The organism is Comamonas sp. B21-038, assembly GCF_022387135.1.
GTDB lineage: Bacteria > Pseudomonadota > Gammaproteobacteria > Burkholderiales > Burkholderiaceae_C > Comamonas > Comamonas sediminis.
This window is the reverse complement of record NZ_CP092462.1, coordinates 99748-115997: the sequence shown is the minus strand read 5'-3', so window position 1 is coordinate 115997 and position 16250 is coordinate 99748. Positions and strand designations below refer to the sequence as shown.

General features: G+C 62.6%; 15 protein-coding genes. 1 reads left to right on the top strand and 14 read right to left on the bottom strand.

Going from position 1 to position 16250, the window contains the following annotated elements:
* Position 1: 1 nt before the first annotated feature.
* The 5 genes from prmA to MJ205_RS00485 all read right to left on the bottom strand — a co-directional run bounded on the left by prmA (position 2) and on the right by MJ205_RS00485 (position 4124).
* Complete coding sequence (prmA, locus tag MJ205_RS00505) at positions 2 to 922, bottom strand: 50S ribosomal protein L11 methyltransferase (protein WP_239810705.1); 921 nt, start codon at positions 920 to 922, stop codon at positions 2 to 4.
* Positions 923 to 997: 75 nt separating this feature from the next.
* Positions 998 to 2353, bottom strand: coding sequence for an acetyl-CoA carboxylase biotin carboxylase subunit (gene accC, locus MJ205_RS00500; protein ID WP_021026145.1), 1356 nt, complete (start codon positions 2351 to 2353; stop codon positions 998 to 1000).
* Positions 2354 to 2363: 10 nt separating this feature from the next.
* Positions 2364 to 2819 carry an acetyl-CoA carboxylase biotin carboxyl carrier protein gene (gene accB, locus MJ205_RS00495; RefSeq protein ID WP_239810704.1) on the bottom strand — a complete coding sequence of 152 codons (456 nt, stop codon included), beginning with the start codon at positions 2817 to 2819 and terminating at the stop codon, positions 2364 to 2366.
* 117 nt (positions 2820 to 2936) lie between these two features.
* Positions 2937 to 3521, bottom strand: a complete 585-nt coding sequence (locus MJ205_RS00490) for a TlpA disulfide reductase family protein (RefSeq protein ID WP_239810703.1) — start codon at positions 3519 to 3521, stop codon at positions 2937 to 2939.
* Positions 3522 to 3527: 6 nt separating this feature from the next.
* Positions 3528 to 4124, bottom strand: coding sequence for a hypothetical protein (locus tag MJ205_RS00485; RefSeq protein WP_239810702.1), 597 nt, complete (start codon positions 4122 to 4124; stop codon positions 3528 to 3530).
* Positions 4125 to 4227: 103 nt separating this feature from the next.
* Between MJ205_RS00485 and mpl the strand changes: the two genes are divergently transcribed.
* Positions 4228 to 5631, top strand: coding sequence for a UDP-N-acetylmuramate:L-alanyl-gamma-D-glutamyl-meso-diaminopimelate ligase (gene mpl / locus MJ205_RS00480; RefSeq protein WP_239810701.1), 1404 nt, complete (start codon positions 4228 to 4230; stop codon positions 5629 to 5631).
* Between the two features lie 95 nt (positions 5632 to 5726).
* Here the strand turns inward: mpl and MJ205_RS00475 are convergent, their stop codons facing one another.
* From MJ205_RS00475 to rodA, 9 genes are all read right to left on the bottom strand, one after another.
* Positions 5727 to 7253, bottom strand: a complete 1527-nt coding sequence (locus MJ205_RS00475) for a tripartite tricarboxylate transporter permease (protein WP_239810700.1) — start codon at positions 7251 to 7253, stop codon at positions 5727 to 5729.
* On the bottom strand, positions 7250 to 7693 hold the full coding sequence (locus MJ205_RS00470; protein ID WP_239810699.1) for a tripartite tricarboxylate transporter TctB family protein: 444 nt from the start codon (positions 7691 to 7693) through the stop codon (positions 7250 to 7252). Before MJ205_RS00470 ends, MJ205_RS00475 begins: the two co-directional genes overlap by 4 nt.
* A gap of 121 nt (positions 7694 to 7814) precedes the next feature.
* On the bottom strand, positions 7815 to 8816 hold the full coding sequence (locus MJ205_RS00465) for a Bug family tripartite tricarboxylate transporter substrate binding protein (protein ID WP_409514718.1): 1002 nt from the start codon (positions 8814 to 8816) through the stop codon (positions 7815 to 7817).
* A gap of 154 nt (positions 8817 to 8970) precedes the next feature.
* Positions 8971 to 10458: a sensor histidine kinase gene (locus MJ205_RS00460; RefSeq protein WP_239810698.1), complete on the bottom strand. Its 1488-nt coding sequence runs from the start codon at positions 10456 to 10458 to the stop codon at positions 8971 to 8973.
* Complete coding sequence (locus MJ205_RS00455; protein ID WP_239810697.1) at positions 10455 to 11162, bottom strand: response regulator; 708 nt, start codon at positions 11160 to 11162, stop codon at positions 10455 to 10457. The genes MJ205_RS00460 and MJ205_RS00455 overlap by 4 nt, the downstream gene beginning before the upstream one ends.
* Before the next feature lie 201 nt (positions 11163 to 11363).
* On the bottom strand, positions 11364 to 11675 hold the full coding sequence (locus MJ205_RS00450; protein ID WP_239810696.1) for a hypothetical protein: 312 nt from the start codon (positions 11673 to 11675) through the stop codon (positions 11364 to 11366).
* Positions 11676 to 11731: 56 nt separating this feature from the next.
* On the bottom strand, positions 11732 to 12886 hold the full coding sequence (locus MJ205_RS00445; protein WP_239810695.1) for a 3-deoxy-7-phosphoheptulonate synthase: 1155 nt from the start codon (positions 12884 to 12886) through the stop codon (positions 11732 to 11734).
* 425 nt (positions 12887 to 13311) lie between these two features.
* Positions 13312 to 14802 carry a metalloprotease TldD gene (gene tldD, locus MJ205_RS00440; protein WP_239810694.1) on the bottom strand — a complete coding sequence of 497 codons (1491 nt, stop codon included), beginning with the start codon at positions 14800 to 14802 and terminating at the stop codon, positions 13312 to 13314.
* A 146-nt stretch (positions 14803 to 14948) separates the two neighbouring features.
* Positions 14949 to 16121, bottom strand: a complete 1173-nt coding sequence (rodA, locus tag MJ205_RS00435) for a rod shape-determining protein RodA (protein ID WP_239810693.1) — start codon at positions 16119 to 16121, stop codon at positions 14949 to 14951.
* Between the last annotated feature and the right edge of the window lie 129 nt (positions 16122 to 16250).

Genomic DNA, 16250 nt, shown 5'->3' with positions numbered 1-16250 from the left:
CTCAGCGGCCTGTCCCGGTGGCGGAATCTGCTGCGCGCCGTGCCGTCATCAGCACCCAACCGTCTTCGCTATCGGCCACGTCCAGCTGCAGATAAGGCGCATACGCGGCCTTCAGCTCATCGGTCTGGCGCTCCAGAATACCGGCCAGCACCAGGTGGCCGCCTTCAGCCACATGGGCGCACAGCAAGGGGGCCAGCACCTTCAGTGGCGTTGCCAGGATGTTGGCCAGCACCGTCTGGTATACGCCCTGTGCGGCATCGGGCAAGCCGGCGCGCAACTGCACGTGGTTGGCCTGGGCGTTGTACTCGGTCGATTCCACGGCAGCGGTGTCGATGTCCACCGCGTCGATGTCCAGCGCGCCAAACTTGGCGGCGCCAATGGCCAGAATGCCGGAGCCGCAGCCGTAATCCAGCACGCGGCCCAGATCCTGCCCCTCGGCGCCGCGCTGCGCAATCCAGCGCAGGCACATGCGGGTGGTGGGGTGGGTGCCGGTGCCAAAGGCCAGGCCCGGGTCCAGGCGGATGCTGCGGGTGGCAGCTGCTGGCAATTCGTGCCAGGTGGGCACAATCCAGAAATCCGGCGTGATGTCCACCGGCGCGAACTGCGATTGGGTCAGGCGCACCCAGTCCTGCTCGGCCACTTCACGGATGCCCAGCAGGTTGCAGCCTGCAAAGAAATCCTGCAGCTGCAGCAGGCTCTGCGCCTCTTCGGCTGCAGCGCGCTGCGGGAACAGCGCCACGATGCGGCTGCGCTGCCAGCCATCCTTGGGCGGCGGCATGCCGGGTTCGCCAAACAGCGCCTGCTCGGCATCGGTCTGGGCATCGGCATCTTCGACCGAGACGCTGAGCGCATCGAGCGCATCCAGCGCTTCGCTCACGCTCTCGACCCGGTCTTCCGGGCACATCAGGCACAGTTCGTACATGACAGGGTTTCCTTAATGCAAAAAGCTGGCATTCCCTTGGAAATGCCAGCATCTATCACGATGAAAGGGGGCGCATCAACGCTTGCGCGCAGCCAGCCACTCTTCCAGATAGTGGATATTGGTGCCGCCGGCATTGAACTTGGCATCCACCATCAGTTCCGAGTGCAGCGGAATATTCGTCGAAATACCCTCGACCGCCGTCTCCAGCAGCGCGGTGCGCATGCGGGCAATGGCTTGTTCGCGGGTGTCGCCATAGACGATCAGCTTGCCAATCATCGAGTCGTAGTTCGGCGGAACAAAGTAGTTCGCATAGACATGCGAATCGACCCGCACACCGGGGCCGCCGGGCATGTGCCAGGTGGTGACACGGCCAGGCGACGGCGTGAACTTGTAGGCATCTTCGGCGTTGATCCGGCATTCGATCGCATGACCGCGCATCTGTGCGTTGATCTGGCGCTGCGTGAACGGCAGCTTTTCGCCAGCGGCGACCATGATCTGGGTGCCGACGATGTCGACGCCAGTGATCCATTCGGTCACCGGGTGCTCAACCTGCACGCGGGTGTTCATCTCGATGAAGTAGAACTCGCCGTTTTCGTACAGAAATTCGAACGTGCCCGCACCGCGGTAGCCGATCTTCTTGCAGGCAGCCACGCAGCGGTCGCCAATCTTTTCGATCAGACGGCGTGGAATGCCTGGGGCCGGCGCCTCTTCGATCACCTTCTGGTGGCGGCGCTGCATCGAGCAATCGCGCTCGCCCAGATACACGGCGTTCTTGAACTTGTCGGCCATTACCTGGATTTCGATGTGGCGCGGGTTCTGCAGGTACTTTTCCATGTACACCGCAGGATTGCCGAATGCAGCACCGGCTTCCGCCTTGGTCATCTGCACCGCATTGACCAGCGCTGCCTCGGTATGCACCACACGCATGCCCCGGCCACCACCGCCGCCAGCGGCCTTGATGATCACCGGGTAGCCGATGGCCTTGGCAATGCGGCGGATCAGCGCCGGGTCGTCGGGCAGTTCGCCGTCCGAACCAGGCACGCAAGGCACACCAGCCTTGATCATTGCCTGCTTGGCAGACACCTTGTCACCCATGATGCGGATGGACTCGGGCGTCGGGCCAATGAACTGGAAACCGCTCTTTTCCACCCGTTCGGCAAAATCGGCGTTCTCGGACAGAAAGCCATAACCAGGGTGGATCGCCTCGGCGTCGGTCACCTCGGCAGCCGAGATGATCGCAGGCATGTTCAGGTAGCTTTGGGCCGACGGCGCCGGGCCAATGCAAACCGCTTCATCGGCCAGCTTCACATACTTGGCGTCGCGGTCCGCCTCTGAATAGACCATCACGGCCTTGATGCCCAGCTCGCGGCACGCGCGCTGCACACGCAGTGCGATCTCTCCGCGGTTGGCAACCAGAATTTTCTTGAACATGGGCGAGGCCTTATTCAATGATGAACAGAGGCTGACCAAATTCCACGGCCTGGCCGTTCTCACCCAGGATCTGCTTGATCGTGCCGGACTTGTCGGCTTCGATCTCATTGAGGATCTTCATCGCTTCAATGATGCACACGGTATCGCCTTCCTTGACCTGGCTGCCCACTTCGACAAAGGCCTTGGCGCCCGGTGCCGACGAGCGGTAGAACGTACCCACCATCGGCGACTTCACCGTATGGCCTTGCGCTGCAGCCGGAGCTGCCTCGGCCGGCGCAGCGGCTGCAGCAGGCGCTGCCGCTGCCGGGGCCGCAGCGGGCAGCACGGGCGCAGCCATCACTTGCTGCACCACAGCACCGCCGCCCTTCACAATGCGAACCTTGCCTTCTGCTTCGGTGATTTCCAACTCCGATACATTCGACTCGGACACGAGATCGATCAGGGTTTTCAGCTTGCGTAAATCCATGGGAGCTCCAACGGCTAAAAATCAAACAGGGCGCAAATTTACTCCAATTTCGCCCTATTTGACTCAATATCTTCGATTTTTGATCAACGGCAACACTGCCGTCCCGGCTTGCATGCCTTATAGACTTGCCCAATTTTGCAAGTCAGATGCAAGAAGTTGCCCCATTTTACGATGCTGTACGTTACCTTGCCTACCAAATACCACAGTGAACGGTAGGCCGCCGGCAGAATTGCCCAGGTCGCGTGTCAGTTGTGTGCCGCTCAGGCCCGCGATGCCGACGGGGAACGCGAGGGGCAGACGCTGCAAAAAGCGCTGCACTGCAGCATCCTGGTCCACGGCCAGACCCAGAACCTGCCAGCCCTTGCTTTGTTGCGCTGCATAGAATGCGTTGAGCATCGGCAACTCTTCCACACAAGGCGGGCACCAGGTCGCCCAAAAATTGAGCAGCAGCGGCTTGCCCTGGAACGCCTGCATGCGCACCTCGGTCTGGCCACCCGGTGCGGCAAAGGTCTGGTTCCACAGCCCGTCCAGCGCCGGGCTGCTGGGCTCGGACAGACGGTGGCGCCACCAGGCCCAGCCCGCTCCCGCGGCCAAGGCCGCTGCGGCCACGCCTCCGGTCAGCAGCCGCCTGCGGCCGGCGCTGGCAGGCGGTAATGGCAAGGTTTGCGGGGTATCGACAGGTGGGCGTTCAGGTGTCGGCATCAGGCATCACTCCGTGGCGGGGATCAACAGGCGGCGCACCGCCTCCAGCGAGCCACGCGGGGTGCGCCCCTGCGCATCAGGCTTCAAGGCACCACGCAAGTCATCAAGGTCATAGACCAGGTAGTGCACGCCAATGCTTTCATTCAGCGGCTTGCAAAAACTGCTGATCGACAAGGCGTCGACGGTCTCGCCGTGGAAACCGTTGATCGACGATACCTCATAGCGCACGCCATGGTCAATCAGCGCAATCTCAGCGGATTTGGAGTCATCACAGAACAACTGTATATATATGTCTGACAGCCGCGTGGCGGTGCCATTCCAGACCGCCCCCGCCAGATAGGGCCGGAAGGCCTCCATGCGCTCCATCCACAGTACGGCCAGCTCGCGCAACGCACGCAGTTCGGTGGGCTGGGTGTCACCACAGAACAGCTCCAGGTAGTCGCGCACTGCTGCTTCGAGCAGGTCGTTGTCGGGTAGCGCGGTGCGGCCTGGCAGCCCCAGTTGCTTGACGGCGCGCTTCTTGGCCGGCCCCCATTCCAGGCCTTCTTCCACCACCATGCGTGCGGCGGTATTGGCGATTTCCCAGCTTGCATCAGTCTTCATGCATTCCATTGTGTCGGATTTGCGCGGGCTGCGCGGCACTTGCTTGCAATTACGGCCGCCATCAGCGCGGGTTCTGCCTGGGCGCGCCGTAGAATCGATCACCATGCACATTCATATTCTGGGTATTTGTGGCACCTTCATGGGTGGCGTGGCCGCCTTGGCACGTGAGGCCGGGCACAAGGTAACGGGCTGCGACAGCGGCGTCTACCCGCCGATGAGCGACCAGTTGCGCGCGCTGGGCATTGAGCTGATCGAAGGCTTTGGCGCCGACCAGCTCGCACTGCAGCCTGACATGTATGTGGTGGGCAATGTGGTCAGCCGGGCCCGCCTGGATGATGGCTCGCCCAAGTTTCCGCTGATGGAAGCCATTCTGGATACTGGCGCCCCCTACACCAGCGGCCCCCAATGGCTGGCCGAGCATGTGCTGCAGGGCCGCCATGTGCTGGCCGTGGCCGGCACCCATGGCAAGACCACGACGACCTCGATGCTCACCTGGATTCTGGAGGCTGCCGGCCTGCAGCCAGGCTTTCTGGTCGGCGGCGTGCCACTGGATTTTGGCGTCTCCGCACGCCTGGGTGCACCCACCCGGCCCGGCGATGGCGACTCGCGCCCCGTGTTTGTGATCGAGGCCGACGAGTACGACACCGCATTTTTCGACAAGCGCAGCAAGTTTGTGCATTACCGCCCCCGCACGGCCGTGCTGAACAACCTGGAGTTCGACCACGCCGACATCTTTGATGACCTGGCTGCCATTGAGCGCCAGTTCCACCACCTGGTACGCACCGTGCCCGCCAGCGGCCGGGTGGTGGCCAATGGCGTCGAGGAGAGCCTGACCCGCGTGCTGCACCAAGGCTGCTGGAGCGAGGTCGTGCGTTTTGGCGCGGCCATCGACGATATGCGCGCCGAGGGTGACCCGTCGAACTTCGAGGTGTTCTACAAAGATGCGCCCGCCGGCAAGGTGCAGTGGAGCCTGAGCGGTGTGCACAACCAGATGAATGCGCTCGCCGCCATGGCAGCCGCCCAGCATGTGGGCGTGGCGCCCGCAGAGGCAGCCCAAGCCTTGTCGCGCTTTCAGAATGTCAAGCGGCGCATGGAACTGCGCGGCAGTGCCGCCGGCATCCAGGTCTATGATGATTTCGCCCACCACCCGACGGCCATCCGCACCACCTTGGATGGCCTGCGCCAGCAGGTGGGTGCGCAAACCCGCATTCTTGCGGTGTTCGAGCCACGCAGCAACACGATGAAGCTCGGCACGATGAAGTCGCAGCTGCCCTGGTCGCTGGAATCGGCCGATCTGGCCTTTTGCCACACCGCCGGCCTGGACTGGGACGCTGCGCAGGCGCTGGCCCCGATGGGCGCACGCGCGCAGACTGCAGGGGACATCGACAGCCTGATCGCCCAGGTGCTGCAGGCAGCCCAGCCGGGCGATGTGATCGTTGGCATGAGCAATGGCGGCTTTGGCGGTATCCACGACAAACTGCTGAAGGCGCTCGCCGCCCGCCACTGATCGGCCAGCGCGACCGCACTCCCCAAGAAAAAGGCGAGCCTCCGGTGCTCGCCTTGGTCTGGATAGCGGTGTCGCACCAGGCCCGCTGCCCCGCCTCAGGCAGCGGCCTCCTGCGCTCGATGGCGTTTTACCAGCCACCGGTAGCCCATGGGCCCCAGCACCACGGCCGCAGCCAGCACCCAGAGGACCATGCAGACCGTGCTGGCCCAAAGAATGGACACATCGCCATTGGTGATGGACAGCGCGCGCCGCAGGTTTTGCTCCATCATCGTGCCCAGAACGACACCCAACACCATCGGCGCCATCGGAACGTGGAGCTTGCGCAGCAGGTAACCGACCACGCCGATCGCGACCACCGCCATCAGGTCGAAGGTCGTGGCACTGATGGCGTAGACACCAATGAAGCTGATCGCCAGGATGCCCGGCACCAGCAGCCAGCCGGGGATGGACAGCATCGCGGCAAACACCCGCACCATCGGGATGTTCATCACCAGCAGCATCACATTGGCAATCAGCAGTGAGGCAATCAGACCCCAGACCAGCGCGGGCTGCTGCTCAAACAGCACCGGCCCGGGCGTGATGTTGTAGAGCGTCAGCGCGCCCATCATCACCGCCGTCGTACCCGAGCCGGGCACGCCCAGGGTGAGCATCGGAATGAAGGAGCCGGTCGCTGCACTGTTGTTGGCCGCCTCGGGTGCAGCCAGGCCGCGCATATCCCCCTGGCCGAATTTGGCGTCCGGGTCCTTGTCTTCTATATAGCGCTTCTCGTTGGCGTAGGCCACGGCCGATGCGACGCTGGCGCCAGCGCCCGGCAGCACGCCGAGCACAAAACCGAGCAGGCTGCCCCGTGCAGTGCTGCCCGAGGTCAAACGCAGCTCACGCAGATTGAAAAGTTTGCGTTGGCTCGGCGGCACTTCAACGCTTTGGCCCGACAGCTTGTTCTCCAGCATCTGCAGCATTTCAGCGACGGCAAACAAGCCAATGACGACCACGACAAAATCCAGGCCATCGGTCAGGTGCGGAATTCCGAAGGTGTAGCGGTAGACGCCCGAGTTGGCATCCACGCCGATCGTCGCGATCGACAGGCCGATGGCAGCCGCCAAAACGCCTTTGACAGGCTGCTCACCCAGCAGGCTGGTCAGCGCACAAAAGGCAAACACCATCAGGACAAAATACTCTGCCGGACCAAAGGCCAACGCCCACTGCGCCAGAAAGGGCGCAAACGCCGCGATGCCGACGATCGCGATGAGCGAGCCGACAAAGGAGGACCAGGCCGACAGCGACAAGGCCACGCTTCCCAGACCCTGCCGCGCCAGCGGGTAGCCATCCAAAGTCGTCATCACCGCTGCGGCCTCGCCCGGCACATTGATCAGAATCGACGTGATCCGGCCCCCATATTCAGCACCCACATAGACTGCGGCGAGCAAGATCAACGCGGTATCTGCCGGCAGGCCCATGGCAAAGGCGATCGGCACCAGCATCGCCACACCATTGGTGGGACCCAGGCCGGGCAGCACCCCGACGATGGTGCCAAAAAAGGAGCCGATCAGTGCGACCAGCAGGTTGGTACCTGAAAAGGCAACGCCAAAACCCAGCGACAGGTTGTCCAGCATCGAACTCATAACAGGCCCTCCAACCAGCCCAGCGGCAGCACGACGTCCAGCACGCGGTCAAAAAGAAAATAGAAAAGCAGGCTCAGGCTGGCGCCGCCGATGCCGCACTGCATCCAACTGCCGCCGAAGAGCCGGCCCACGCAAGCGGCCGTGACAGCCGTTGCCACGACAAAGCCGACGACCTGGAACAACCCGGCATACACCACCACAAGCACCACCATCCAGGCGATGCGCATGTTGGCGCCCATCGGGTTAGGCGCTGCCGGGTTGCCGCACTTGAGGACCAGGCGCAGACCGCACAGCGCAATCACGGCCGCCAGCAACAGCGGAAATGCCCGTGGGCCCACGGGCTCGTAGGCAAAAGGCGCCTCTAGTCCATGCCCAAACCATGCCAAGAAAGCAGATAGCAGCAGTGCTGCCACGCCAAGAACGCGATCATTGAGAACCATCGGTATATCTCCGGATGAGTGGCGGCCGCGAACACCTGTCGCTGCGCCGCGAGGGGCAAGAGCCCCTGCCTGCGGCCCCGTGCCGAAGCAAGACCATTGCGCCGCCCTATAGAACAAGGCCTTACTTGAGCAGATCGAACGAGCGGGCCAATTCGCTGTAATGCCGTGTGCGGTCTTTCACATAAGCCTCCAGCTCGGCGCCGGTTTTATTGAAAGGCATGAGCCCCAGCTGTGCCTGGGCTTTGCCGAACTCCGGGGAGGCCATGGCCTTGTCAAACGCTTGCTGCCACCAGCGGTAATCTGCATCCGACACTTTGGGGCCCACATAGAAGCCACGGATGATGGGCCATTCAATGTTGAAGCCCTGCTCTGCCGCGGTGGGTACCTGGGCAAGCGCACCGGGCAAACGTTCCGAGTGGTAGACCGCGAGCACCCGAATCGGAGCGCCCCCTTCCAGCATCGTGACGGCCTCTGCCGCATCGCCCATGAAGGCCTGGATATGGCCACCCCGCAATGCGGTCACCGCTTCGCCGCCGCCTTCGAAGGCGACAAAGCGCATCTTCTTGTAATCGACGCCGGCGGCACGGGCGGTCAGCGCCGCCTTCATCCAGTCCTGGCTGCCGATGGAGCCACCGGCGCCCAGCACGATCTTCGCAGGGTCCGCCTTGAAGGCCGCCATCAGGCTCGGGAGGTCCTGGTAAGGTGAATCCGCGCGCACCATCGCTACGCCATAATCGGCGCCGACGGTGGCCAGCCAGCGCACATCCTCGACGCTGTACTTGCCAAATTTTCCCTGTGCCAGGTTGAGCAGTGAACCACTGGAGAACGCCGCGATGGCTCCACCATCGGCAGGACGCTGGGTGATGATGCTGTTGTAGGCCACCGCACCGATGCCGCCCGGCATGTAGACGATGCGCATGGGCCGCTGCAGCGCTTTGGACTCGCGCATGCCGGTCTGCGCCAGGCGGCAGGTCAGATCAAATCCACCGCCGGGCTGGGCCGGGGCAATGCACTCCGGACGGCGGGGCTCGGTCTGCGCCATCGCGGGCGCCACCGTGCCCGCTGCAAGGGCGGCGCTGGTGAAGAGGCGCAAGGCCTGGCCTGATAAACGGCTGGTAAACATATGCTTTGTCTCCTGAACTGGGATGAACGCTTGAGCGCCGTTGCTGCGGTACCGGTCACGACACGCAGAACGGACGGCACGCGAAACCTTGCCTGGCAAAGGAATCACCTTCAAGGTAGACAAAGACTAAATAGATATGGCTTTCAATAGCCTTTCATTTTGGGGTTATTCCTAGGTCTGATGCCGCCCGTGGCAATCGGAAGCGGCAATGCAAACCCAGCTTTCCCTGCGCATCGTGTCCATTGCTCAACGTCAACTCCGCGCCATGCATGCCTGCAATGGTCTGCACAATGGCGAGCCCCAGTCCTGCGCCTTGTTGGTGCTTTCCAGCCGCGCCACGCCGGAAGCGGCTGCCGGCCCGTTCCCTGTCGTGATCGCTCATCCCCCCGCCACTGTCGATGACGACCAGGCTGATCGATGTGGCATGGCCGATTACCTGCAACGTGACCTGGCCATGCCTGGGTGTGTAGCGAATCGCGTTATCCACCAGGTTGCTGATGGCTTCGCGCAGCAGCCATTCCACAGACAGCATCCGGCGCTCCTGGCCGTCTGCAAAACCGTTGAGCTCCAGCCCCAGGTCAATCTGCTTGGCGCGTGCCAGCGGCCACAGCGTCGCGACGACCTCCTCCGCCAGCACCACGACATCGACATGGGCAAACTGCGACCGGAGACTGTTGGCCGCCCCGGCATCCCGTGCGCGCGCCAGCGCCAGCATCTGCTGGGTCAGGCGTTCAGCATGTCCGAGACCGTCCTGCATCGCATGCAATGCAGCACGTATCTCGGCCGGGTCTCGCTCACGCAATGCATAGCCCATCTGTGTGCGCAGCAACGCCAGCGGTGTCCGCAGTTGGTGAGAGGCATCATCCAGAAACTGCCGCTGGGCGGCGGCGCTGTGCGCATAGCGCTCCACCAGGAGGTTCAGCGATTGCACCAGTGGCCGCACTTCTGCCGGCAAGCTGGCGGCGTCGATAGGCGACAGGTCATCCCAGGCACGCGCATCGAGACGCTGGCGCAGGTGTTTCAGAGGCCTGAGTGCGCGCACCACACCAGCGACCAGCAGCACCACACTGATGGCGACCAGCAGCATGTCGCGCAGGATGGCATTCGCCACCATGCGCCTCTCCACCAGCGCGCGCTGCTGAAGATTTTCTGCCACCTGCACGATGATGCGGCCCTGCGGGTTGCCAGACACCGGCGGGTTTGCGAGGCGCGCCCAGGCGGCCACGCGAATCGGCTCGCCCAGGTACATGGCGTCATAGAACTGGGGCACATCGGGTTCCAGTTCGCCATCAGGCAAAGGCAGTCCAGGATTGCCAATTTCGACCAGCCCGTCCTCGGTCGCGACCCGAAAGTAGACCCGGCCATTGACAGTCAACTCGAAGAATTCCAACAACAAATAGGGCTGCTCCACACTGAGGCCGCCGCTGGCCGTGGAGATGTTGTAGTTGATCGCGCGCAGTGCACCGGCCAGCGCGCGGTCATAGGCCTCATCGACCTGGGCGCGCTGGCTGTAGACAGACCACAGCAGACTGCCACCCATGCCCACCAGCAAGCCCGGCACCAGCCACATCAGCAGCGCAGCCTTGAGAGACTGCGTGCCCCACTGCGCCAGCTCAAGAAAATCCGCCTTCTGCCAGATCATGCTTGCGGCATGGCGGCGCTGGCCATCAAGCGGCTGTGCACTTCTTCAAGGCAGTAGCCCATTCCTCGCAATGTGACAATCTGAACGCCACGGCCAACGAGCTTCTTGCGCAGCCGAAACACCAGGACCTCAATGACCTGGAGATTCACATCGCGGTCTCCGTTGAACACGCGGTCCAAAATACTCTGCTTGCCCACCGGCTCCCCGCTGCGCTGTATCAGGGCCAGCAGCACCGCATGCTCTCGCGGCGTCAGCGGCAGGGTCTCCCCGCCCATCGAAAAGCGCTGCGCTGCCACATCGAACAGCAAAGGTCCACAGGACAGCCGGGGATGGGCCCGCCCCCGGCTGCGACGCACCAGCGCCTGCAGGCGCGCCTCCAATTCATCAAGCAGGAAGGGCTTGGCCAGAAAGTCGTCAGCGCCGTTTTTCAGCGTGCCTACGCGCTCGGTCAAGGAATCGCGCGCGGTCAGCACAATCACCGGCGTGCGGTCATCGCGCCCGCGCATGCGCTCCAACACAGTGCGGCCATCCATGCCGGGCAGACCCAGATCGAGTACCACGGCATCAAAATCCTCCTGCTGCAGGCGCAGATCGGCCATCCGCCCATCGCCTGCCCAGTCCACGAGGATGCCGGACTGCTGCGCCAAGCTCCTGGCCAGCCAATGCGCCAGGTCTTGTTCATCCTCCACCAACAGTATTCGCATCGGCTTTTCTCCCAGTGCCATTGACCAGATGACACTGCTGATGCGAATGACACCCTCCCCAGCCCCATAGATAGCGGCTGTTTAACGATGCATTCTCCACAATAGAAAAAACCTGCTGGAGACAAGCAGGTTTTTTGAACACACCAGCGGGCGTTGGCAGCCCCGCTTTTGCACGTCAGCGCATACCGGACACCCGAGGGCTCAGAACGAGGCCGTCATCGCCTTGGTGTTCACCACCACCGTGGGGCGGCCTACCGCACCCACGCTGGCACGGGCAAACTGGGCCAGCCACTGGGCATCGCCCAGCAACTGCGCGCCGGCCGCCTTGGCAACGACGACGACCTTGTCGACGATCAGCACCTTGCCACTGGCGCGCAATGGCTCGCAGTCCATGCGCAGAAACTCCTGGTCCAGCCAGCGGCGGCCCTCCTCGTTGGACATCGCCTCGTCACTGTCAAAGCCATGGACAAACTCTTGTCCATCCTCGAGCAGAACCCGTACCTCATTGCGCATGACAATCCCTTGTTGGTGGTGCTGAGGGGCAAGCAACGGCCCCCAAAGTCGCCAGCTTACACCGTTGCAGCGGCGGTCTCCTCGGTGTTTGCGCGCACCCGACGGGCCTGCACGGCGTCGGACAGCTCAGCCAGGGTGGCCAACGAATCTTCCCAGCCCAGGCAGGAGTCGGTGATGCTCTTGCCGTATTCCAGGCTGTCCGGGTCGTTCTTGCCCGGGGTGAACTTTTGCGCACCGGCCTGCAGGTGGCTCTCGATCATCACGCCAAACACACTGCGCGAGCCGCCTTCGATCTGCTGCGCGATATCACGCGCGACCTCTTTTTGCTTCTCGTGCTGCTTGCTGCTGTTGGCATGGCTGCAGTCGACCATCAAAGTCGCGGGCAGGTGTGCGGCCTCCAGGTCCTTGCAGGCCGCAGCGACGTGGGTGGCATCGTAATTGGGCGTCTTGCCGCCACGCAGAATCACGTGGCAGTTCGTATTGCCCTTGGTGTGCACGATGGCGACCTGGCCATTCTTGTGCACCGACAGGAAGTGGTGCGGGCGGCTGGCCGACTGGATCGCATCGGTGGCGATGCGGATATTGCCATCGGTTCCATTCTTGAAACCCACCGGTGCCGAGATGCCCGAGGCCAGCTCGCGGTGCACCTGGCTTTCGGTGGTGCGCGCGCCAATCGCACCCCAGCTGATCAGGTCACCAATGTACTGGGGCGAGATCATGTCCAGGAACTCGCTGCCGGCCGGGACGCCCTGGCGGTTGATCTCGATCAGCAGCTGGCGCGCAATGCGCAGGCCTTCGTCGATGCGGTAGCTCTCGTCGAGGTAGGGGTCGTTGATCAGGCCCTTCCAGCCGACCGTGGTGCGGGGCTTTTCGAAGTAGACCCGCATGACGATCTCCAACGTGCCTTCGTACTGCTTGCGCACGGCCTTGAGGCGGCGGGCGTATTCCAGCGCAGCCTGCGGATCATGGATCGAGCAAGGGCCGATGATGACCAGCAGGCGGTCATCGGTGCCGGACATGATGTTGTGGATGTTTTGGCGGGTGTTGTTGATCAGCGATTCAACGGGCGTTCCGTTGATGGGGAAGAAGCGGATCAGATGCTCGGGTGGCGGCAGCACAGTAATGTCCTTGATACGTTGGTCGTCGGTTTGGCTGGTTTTCTCGACACCGCGATACCAAGCATCGCTTGTGGGTTGGGCTTGCTGAGTCATCTGAGGATCCTGAATGTGTGGGTGGTTTATGCAACAAAAAACCGCCGGGCTTTGCAGCTTCGGCGGTTGTCTGGGAGGTTTAGGTGCTCGCGCGCTCTTAGACCTCTCGTCCGCCTGGGACAGAGAACCAAAAGTAAAAGGTAAAAGCGCTACGTGCTTGCATGTTTTTCAATGTACCACATCCGCAGGCGGCGTAATTCATCATTCTGTACAAAACGCACAAAAATTGCAAAAATCCCGATTTCTACATTGAAATCACATCAATATATTGCCGATTTGTCGTTATACGCAGTTTTATTGCAGCTCTCAGAAAGACACGCTGAAGAAAGATGTCTAAAAACAAACGCCTGCGCGGCAGAAGCCGCGCAGGCGCTGGGTTGCATCCGGCTATTAGCCGCAGACCATCAAGCGGCTGGCGTGGGCCATCAGGCCGTACCGCCGACTGTCAAACCGTCGATGCGCATGGTCGGCTGGCCCACACCGACTGGCACACTCTGGCCTTCCTTGCCGCAGGTACCCACGCCACTGTCCAGGCGCATGTCGTTGCCGATCATGCTGACATGCTTGAGGCACTCGGGGCCGCTGCCCACAATGGTGGCGCCCTTGACCGGGTACTGGATCTTGCCGTTTTCCACCCAGTAGGCTTCGCTGGCCGAGAACACAAACTTGCCGCTGGTGATGTCGACCTGGCCGCCACCAAAATTGGTCGCGTACAAGCCCTTTTTCATCGACGCGATGATCTCCTGCGGGTCTTTGTCGCCCCCAAGCATGTAGGTATTGGTCATGCGCGGCATGGGGATGTGCGCATAGCTCTCGCGCCGGCCGTTGCCTGTCGGCTTGACCTTCATCAGGCGTGCATTCATCGCATCCTGGATATAGCCCTTCAGAATGCCATCCTCGATCAGCACATTGCGCTGCGTGGGCTGGCCTTCGTCGTCCACATTGAGCGAGCCGCGGCGGTCGGCGATCGTGCCGTCGTCCAGCACCGTCACACCCTTGGCCGCCACGCGCTGGCCGATCATGCCGCTGAAGGCGCTCGAGCCCTTGCGGTTGAAGTCACCTTCAAGGCCATGGCCCACCGCCTCATGCAGCAGCACGCCGGGCCAGCCCGGGCCCAGTACCACGGTCATCACACCGGCAGGCGCGGGACGCGATTCGAGGTTGACCAGCGCCGCCTTGACGGCCTCGTCCACATACTGCTGCACCAGCGCATCGTCAAAATAGGCCAGACCGAAACGGCCACCGCCGCCGGCCGAGCCCACTTCACGGCGGCTCTTGCTCTCGGCAATCACCGTGACCGACAGGCGCACCAGCGGGCGCACATCGGCCGCCAGGGTGCCATCGGCACGGGCCACCAGCACCACATCGTGCTCGGCTGCCAGGCCGGCCATCACCTGCTTGACACGCGGGTCCTTGGCGCGGGCCAGCTTCTCGACCTTCTCCAGCAAGGCCACCTTGGCGTTGCTGTCGAGGCTGGCAATCGGGTCCAGATCCGGGTAGAGCGAGCGGCTCAGTGCAATCTTCCTGCCCGGCACACGCACTTGGCGCGACTGGCTTTGCGCGCCAATGCTGCGCACCGTATGGGCGGCGTCCAACAGCGACGCCAGCGAGATGTCATCCGAATAGGCAAAGGCCGTCTTCTCCCCGGCGACGGCACGCACGCCCACACCTTGGTCGATCGAGAACGAGCCCGTCTTGACAATGCCCTCTTCCAGGCTCCAGCCTTCGGCCCGGGTGTACTGGAAGTACAGGTCTGCATCGTCCACCTTGTGGGCGCGGATGTCCGCCAGCGCACGCGTGAGGTGGCTTTCATCGAGACCAAAGGGCGTCAGCAGCAGGCTGCGCGCCATCTCCAGTCGTTGTTCGGTGGAAGCCGCCAGCGGCTGGGCCACAGCAAGGTCAAAAGGTGCATTCATAACGGAGATTTTAGGGCTTGCGCAATGGCCGTGGGCCCATGCGTTGATTTGTGGCGGCCAGCAACGCAGCCGCTGCCTCCCCAGCATCTGCGGCTGACGGGGGTATTTTCAATGGCGGAGCCCCTGGCAACGCTGCCCAAAGGGTCTCACAGGCGCGGCGCCTGCTCCCGCGCCAACTGGCGCTGCGATCTGGCGACCGACATCAGGATGCCCAGCGCCAGCCCCAGGGTGACCATGGCCGTGCCCCCGTAGCTGACGAAGGGCAAGGGGACGCCCACCACCGGCAGGATGCCACTGACCATGCCCATGTTGACAAAGGCATAGGTGAAAAAGATCATCGCCACCGCACCGGCCATCAGGCGGCCAAACAAGGTCGGCGCGCGCATCGCAATGGCCAGCCCGCGCCAGACCAGCAGCAAAAAGAAAAAGATAAGCAGCAGGTTGCCGGCAAGACCGAACTCTTCGGAAAACGCAGCGAAGATGAAGTCGGTGGTGCGCTCGGGAATGAACTCCAGATGGGTCTGCGTGCCTGCCATGAAACCCTTGCCCATGAAGCCCCCCGAGCCAATCGCGATCATCCCCTGGATGATGTGAAAGCCCTTGCCCAGCGGATCCCGGGTCGGGTCCAGCAAGGTGCAGATGCGTTGCCGCTGGTATTCATGCAGCACCACCAGGTCCATGCCGTCTTCGCACAGGTGGTGGCCATAGATGGCGATCAGCAGCAGCCCGACCACGCCCACCAGCACCGGCGGGATGATCAGCTTCCACGACAGGCCGGCGAAATAGATCACCGCCAGGCCGGCGGCCATGACCAGCAAAGAGGTCCCCAAATCCGGCTGTTTCATGATCAGCCCAACGGGAATGATGAGAATCGCAAACGCGACGACAAAGTCGGCCGGGCGCAAGGCCCCTTCGCGGCGCTGGAACCACCAGGCCAGCATCAGCGGCATCGCAATCTTCAGCAGCTCACTGGGCTGGATGACAATGCCCAGGTTCACCCAGCGCTGCGCGCCTTTCTTGGTGATACCGAACAGGGCCACCGCAACCAGCAACGCAACGCCCAAGCCATACAACGGCAACGCAAAGCTGGCCAGCCGGTGCGGAGGGATCTGCGAGACCACCAGCAGGATGCCCAGCGCCAGCAGCATGTTGCGGCCATGGTCGGAAAAGCGGCTGCCATGGTCGAATCCGGCGGAATACATGGCCGTCAGTCCGATGGCGGCCAGCATGCCGATGATGAAGATCAGTGGCCAGTCATAACCGCGCAGCATCGGCAACAGACGCTGGAACAGATTCGGTTTATCAAGAACTTCGGACATGGCCGCCATTATCCCTGCTTGGCACAGAACGCCCGAAAGCGCTAGCGGTAAAGACCGGTTTTACATGTGTCACCCGAACCACATCAATTCAACAAAACCACTAAGGTTGTCAATGCCTTAGCGGTGGCG

What these genes read in the sequence shown, in the direction of transcription:
- prmA (WP_239810705.1), bottom strand. Translation starts at nt 922, where the DNA reads ATGTACGAACTGTGCCTGATGTGCCCGGAAGACCGGGTCGAGAGCGTG.
- accC (WP_021026145.1), bottom strand. Translation starts at nt 2,353, where the DNA reads ATGTTCAAGAAAATTCTGGTTGCCAACCGCGGAGAGATCGCACTGCGT.
- accB (WP_239810704.1), bottom strand. Translation starts at nt 2,819, where the DNA reads ATGGATTTACGCAAGCTGAAAACCCTGATCGATCTCGTGTCCGAGTCG.
- MJ205_RS00490 (WP_239810703.1), bottom strand. Translation starts at nt 3,521, where the DNA reads ATGCCGACACCTGAACGCCCACCTGTCGATACCCCGCAAACCTTGCCA.
- MJ205_RS00485 (WP_239810702.1), bottom strand. Translation starts at nt 4,124, where the DNA reads ATGAAGACTGATGCAAGCTGGGAAATCGCCAATACCGCCGCACGCATG.
- mpl (WP_239810701.1), top strand. Translation starts at nt 4,228, where the DNA reads ATGCACATTCATATTCTGGGTATTTGTGGCACCTTCATGGGTGGCGTG.
- MJ205_RS00475 (WP_239810700.1), bottom strand. Translation starts at nt 7,253, where the DNA reads ATGAGTTCGATGCTGGACAACCTGTCGCTGGGTTTTGGCGTTGCCTTT.
- MJ205_RS00470 (WP_239810699.1), bottom strand. Translation starts at nt 7,693, where the DNA reads ATGGTTCTCAATGATCGCGTTCTTGGCGTGGCAGCACTGCTGCTATCT.
- MJ205_RS00465 (WP_409514718.1), bottom strand. Translation starts at nt 8,816, where the DNA reads ATGTTTACCAGCCGTTTATCAGGCCAGGCCTTGCGCCTCTTCACCAGC.
- MJ205_RS00460 (WP_239810698.1), bottom strand. Translation starts at nt 10,458, where the DNA reads ATGATCTGGCAGAAGGCGGATTTTCTTGAGCTGGCGCAGTGGGGCACG.
- MJ205_RS00455 (WP_239810697.1), bottom strand. Translation starts at nt 11,162, where the DNA reads ATGCGAATACTGTTGGTGGAGGATGAACAAGACCTGGCGCATTGGCTG.
- MJ205_RS00450 (WP_239810696.1), bottom strand. Translation starts at nt 11,675, where the DNA reads ATGCGCAATGAGGTACGGGTTCTGCTCGAGGATGGACAAGAGTTTGTC.
- MJ205_RS00445 (WP_239810695.1), bottom strand. Translation starts at nt 12,886, where the DNA reads ATGACTCAGCAAGCCCAACCCACAAGCGATGCTTGGTATCGCGGTGTC.
- tldD (WP_239810694.1), bottom strand. Translation starts at nt 14,802, where the DNA reads ATGAATGCACCTTTTGACCTTGCTGTGGCCCAGCCGCTGGCGGCTTCC.
- rodA (WP_239810693.1), bottom strand. Translation starts at nt 16,121, where the DNA reads ATGTCCGAAGTTCTTGATAAACCGAATCTGTTCCAGCGTCTGTTGCCG.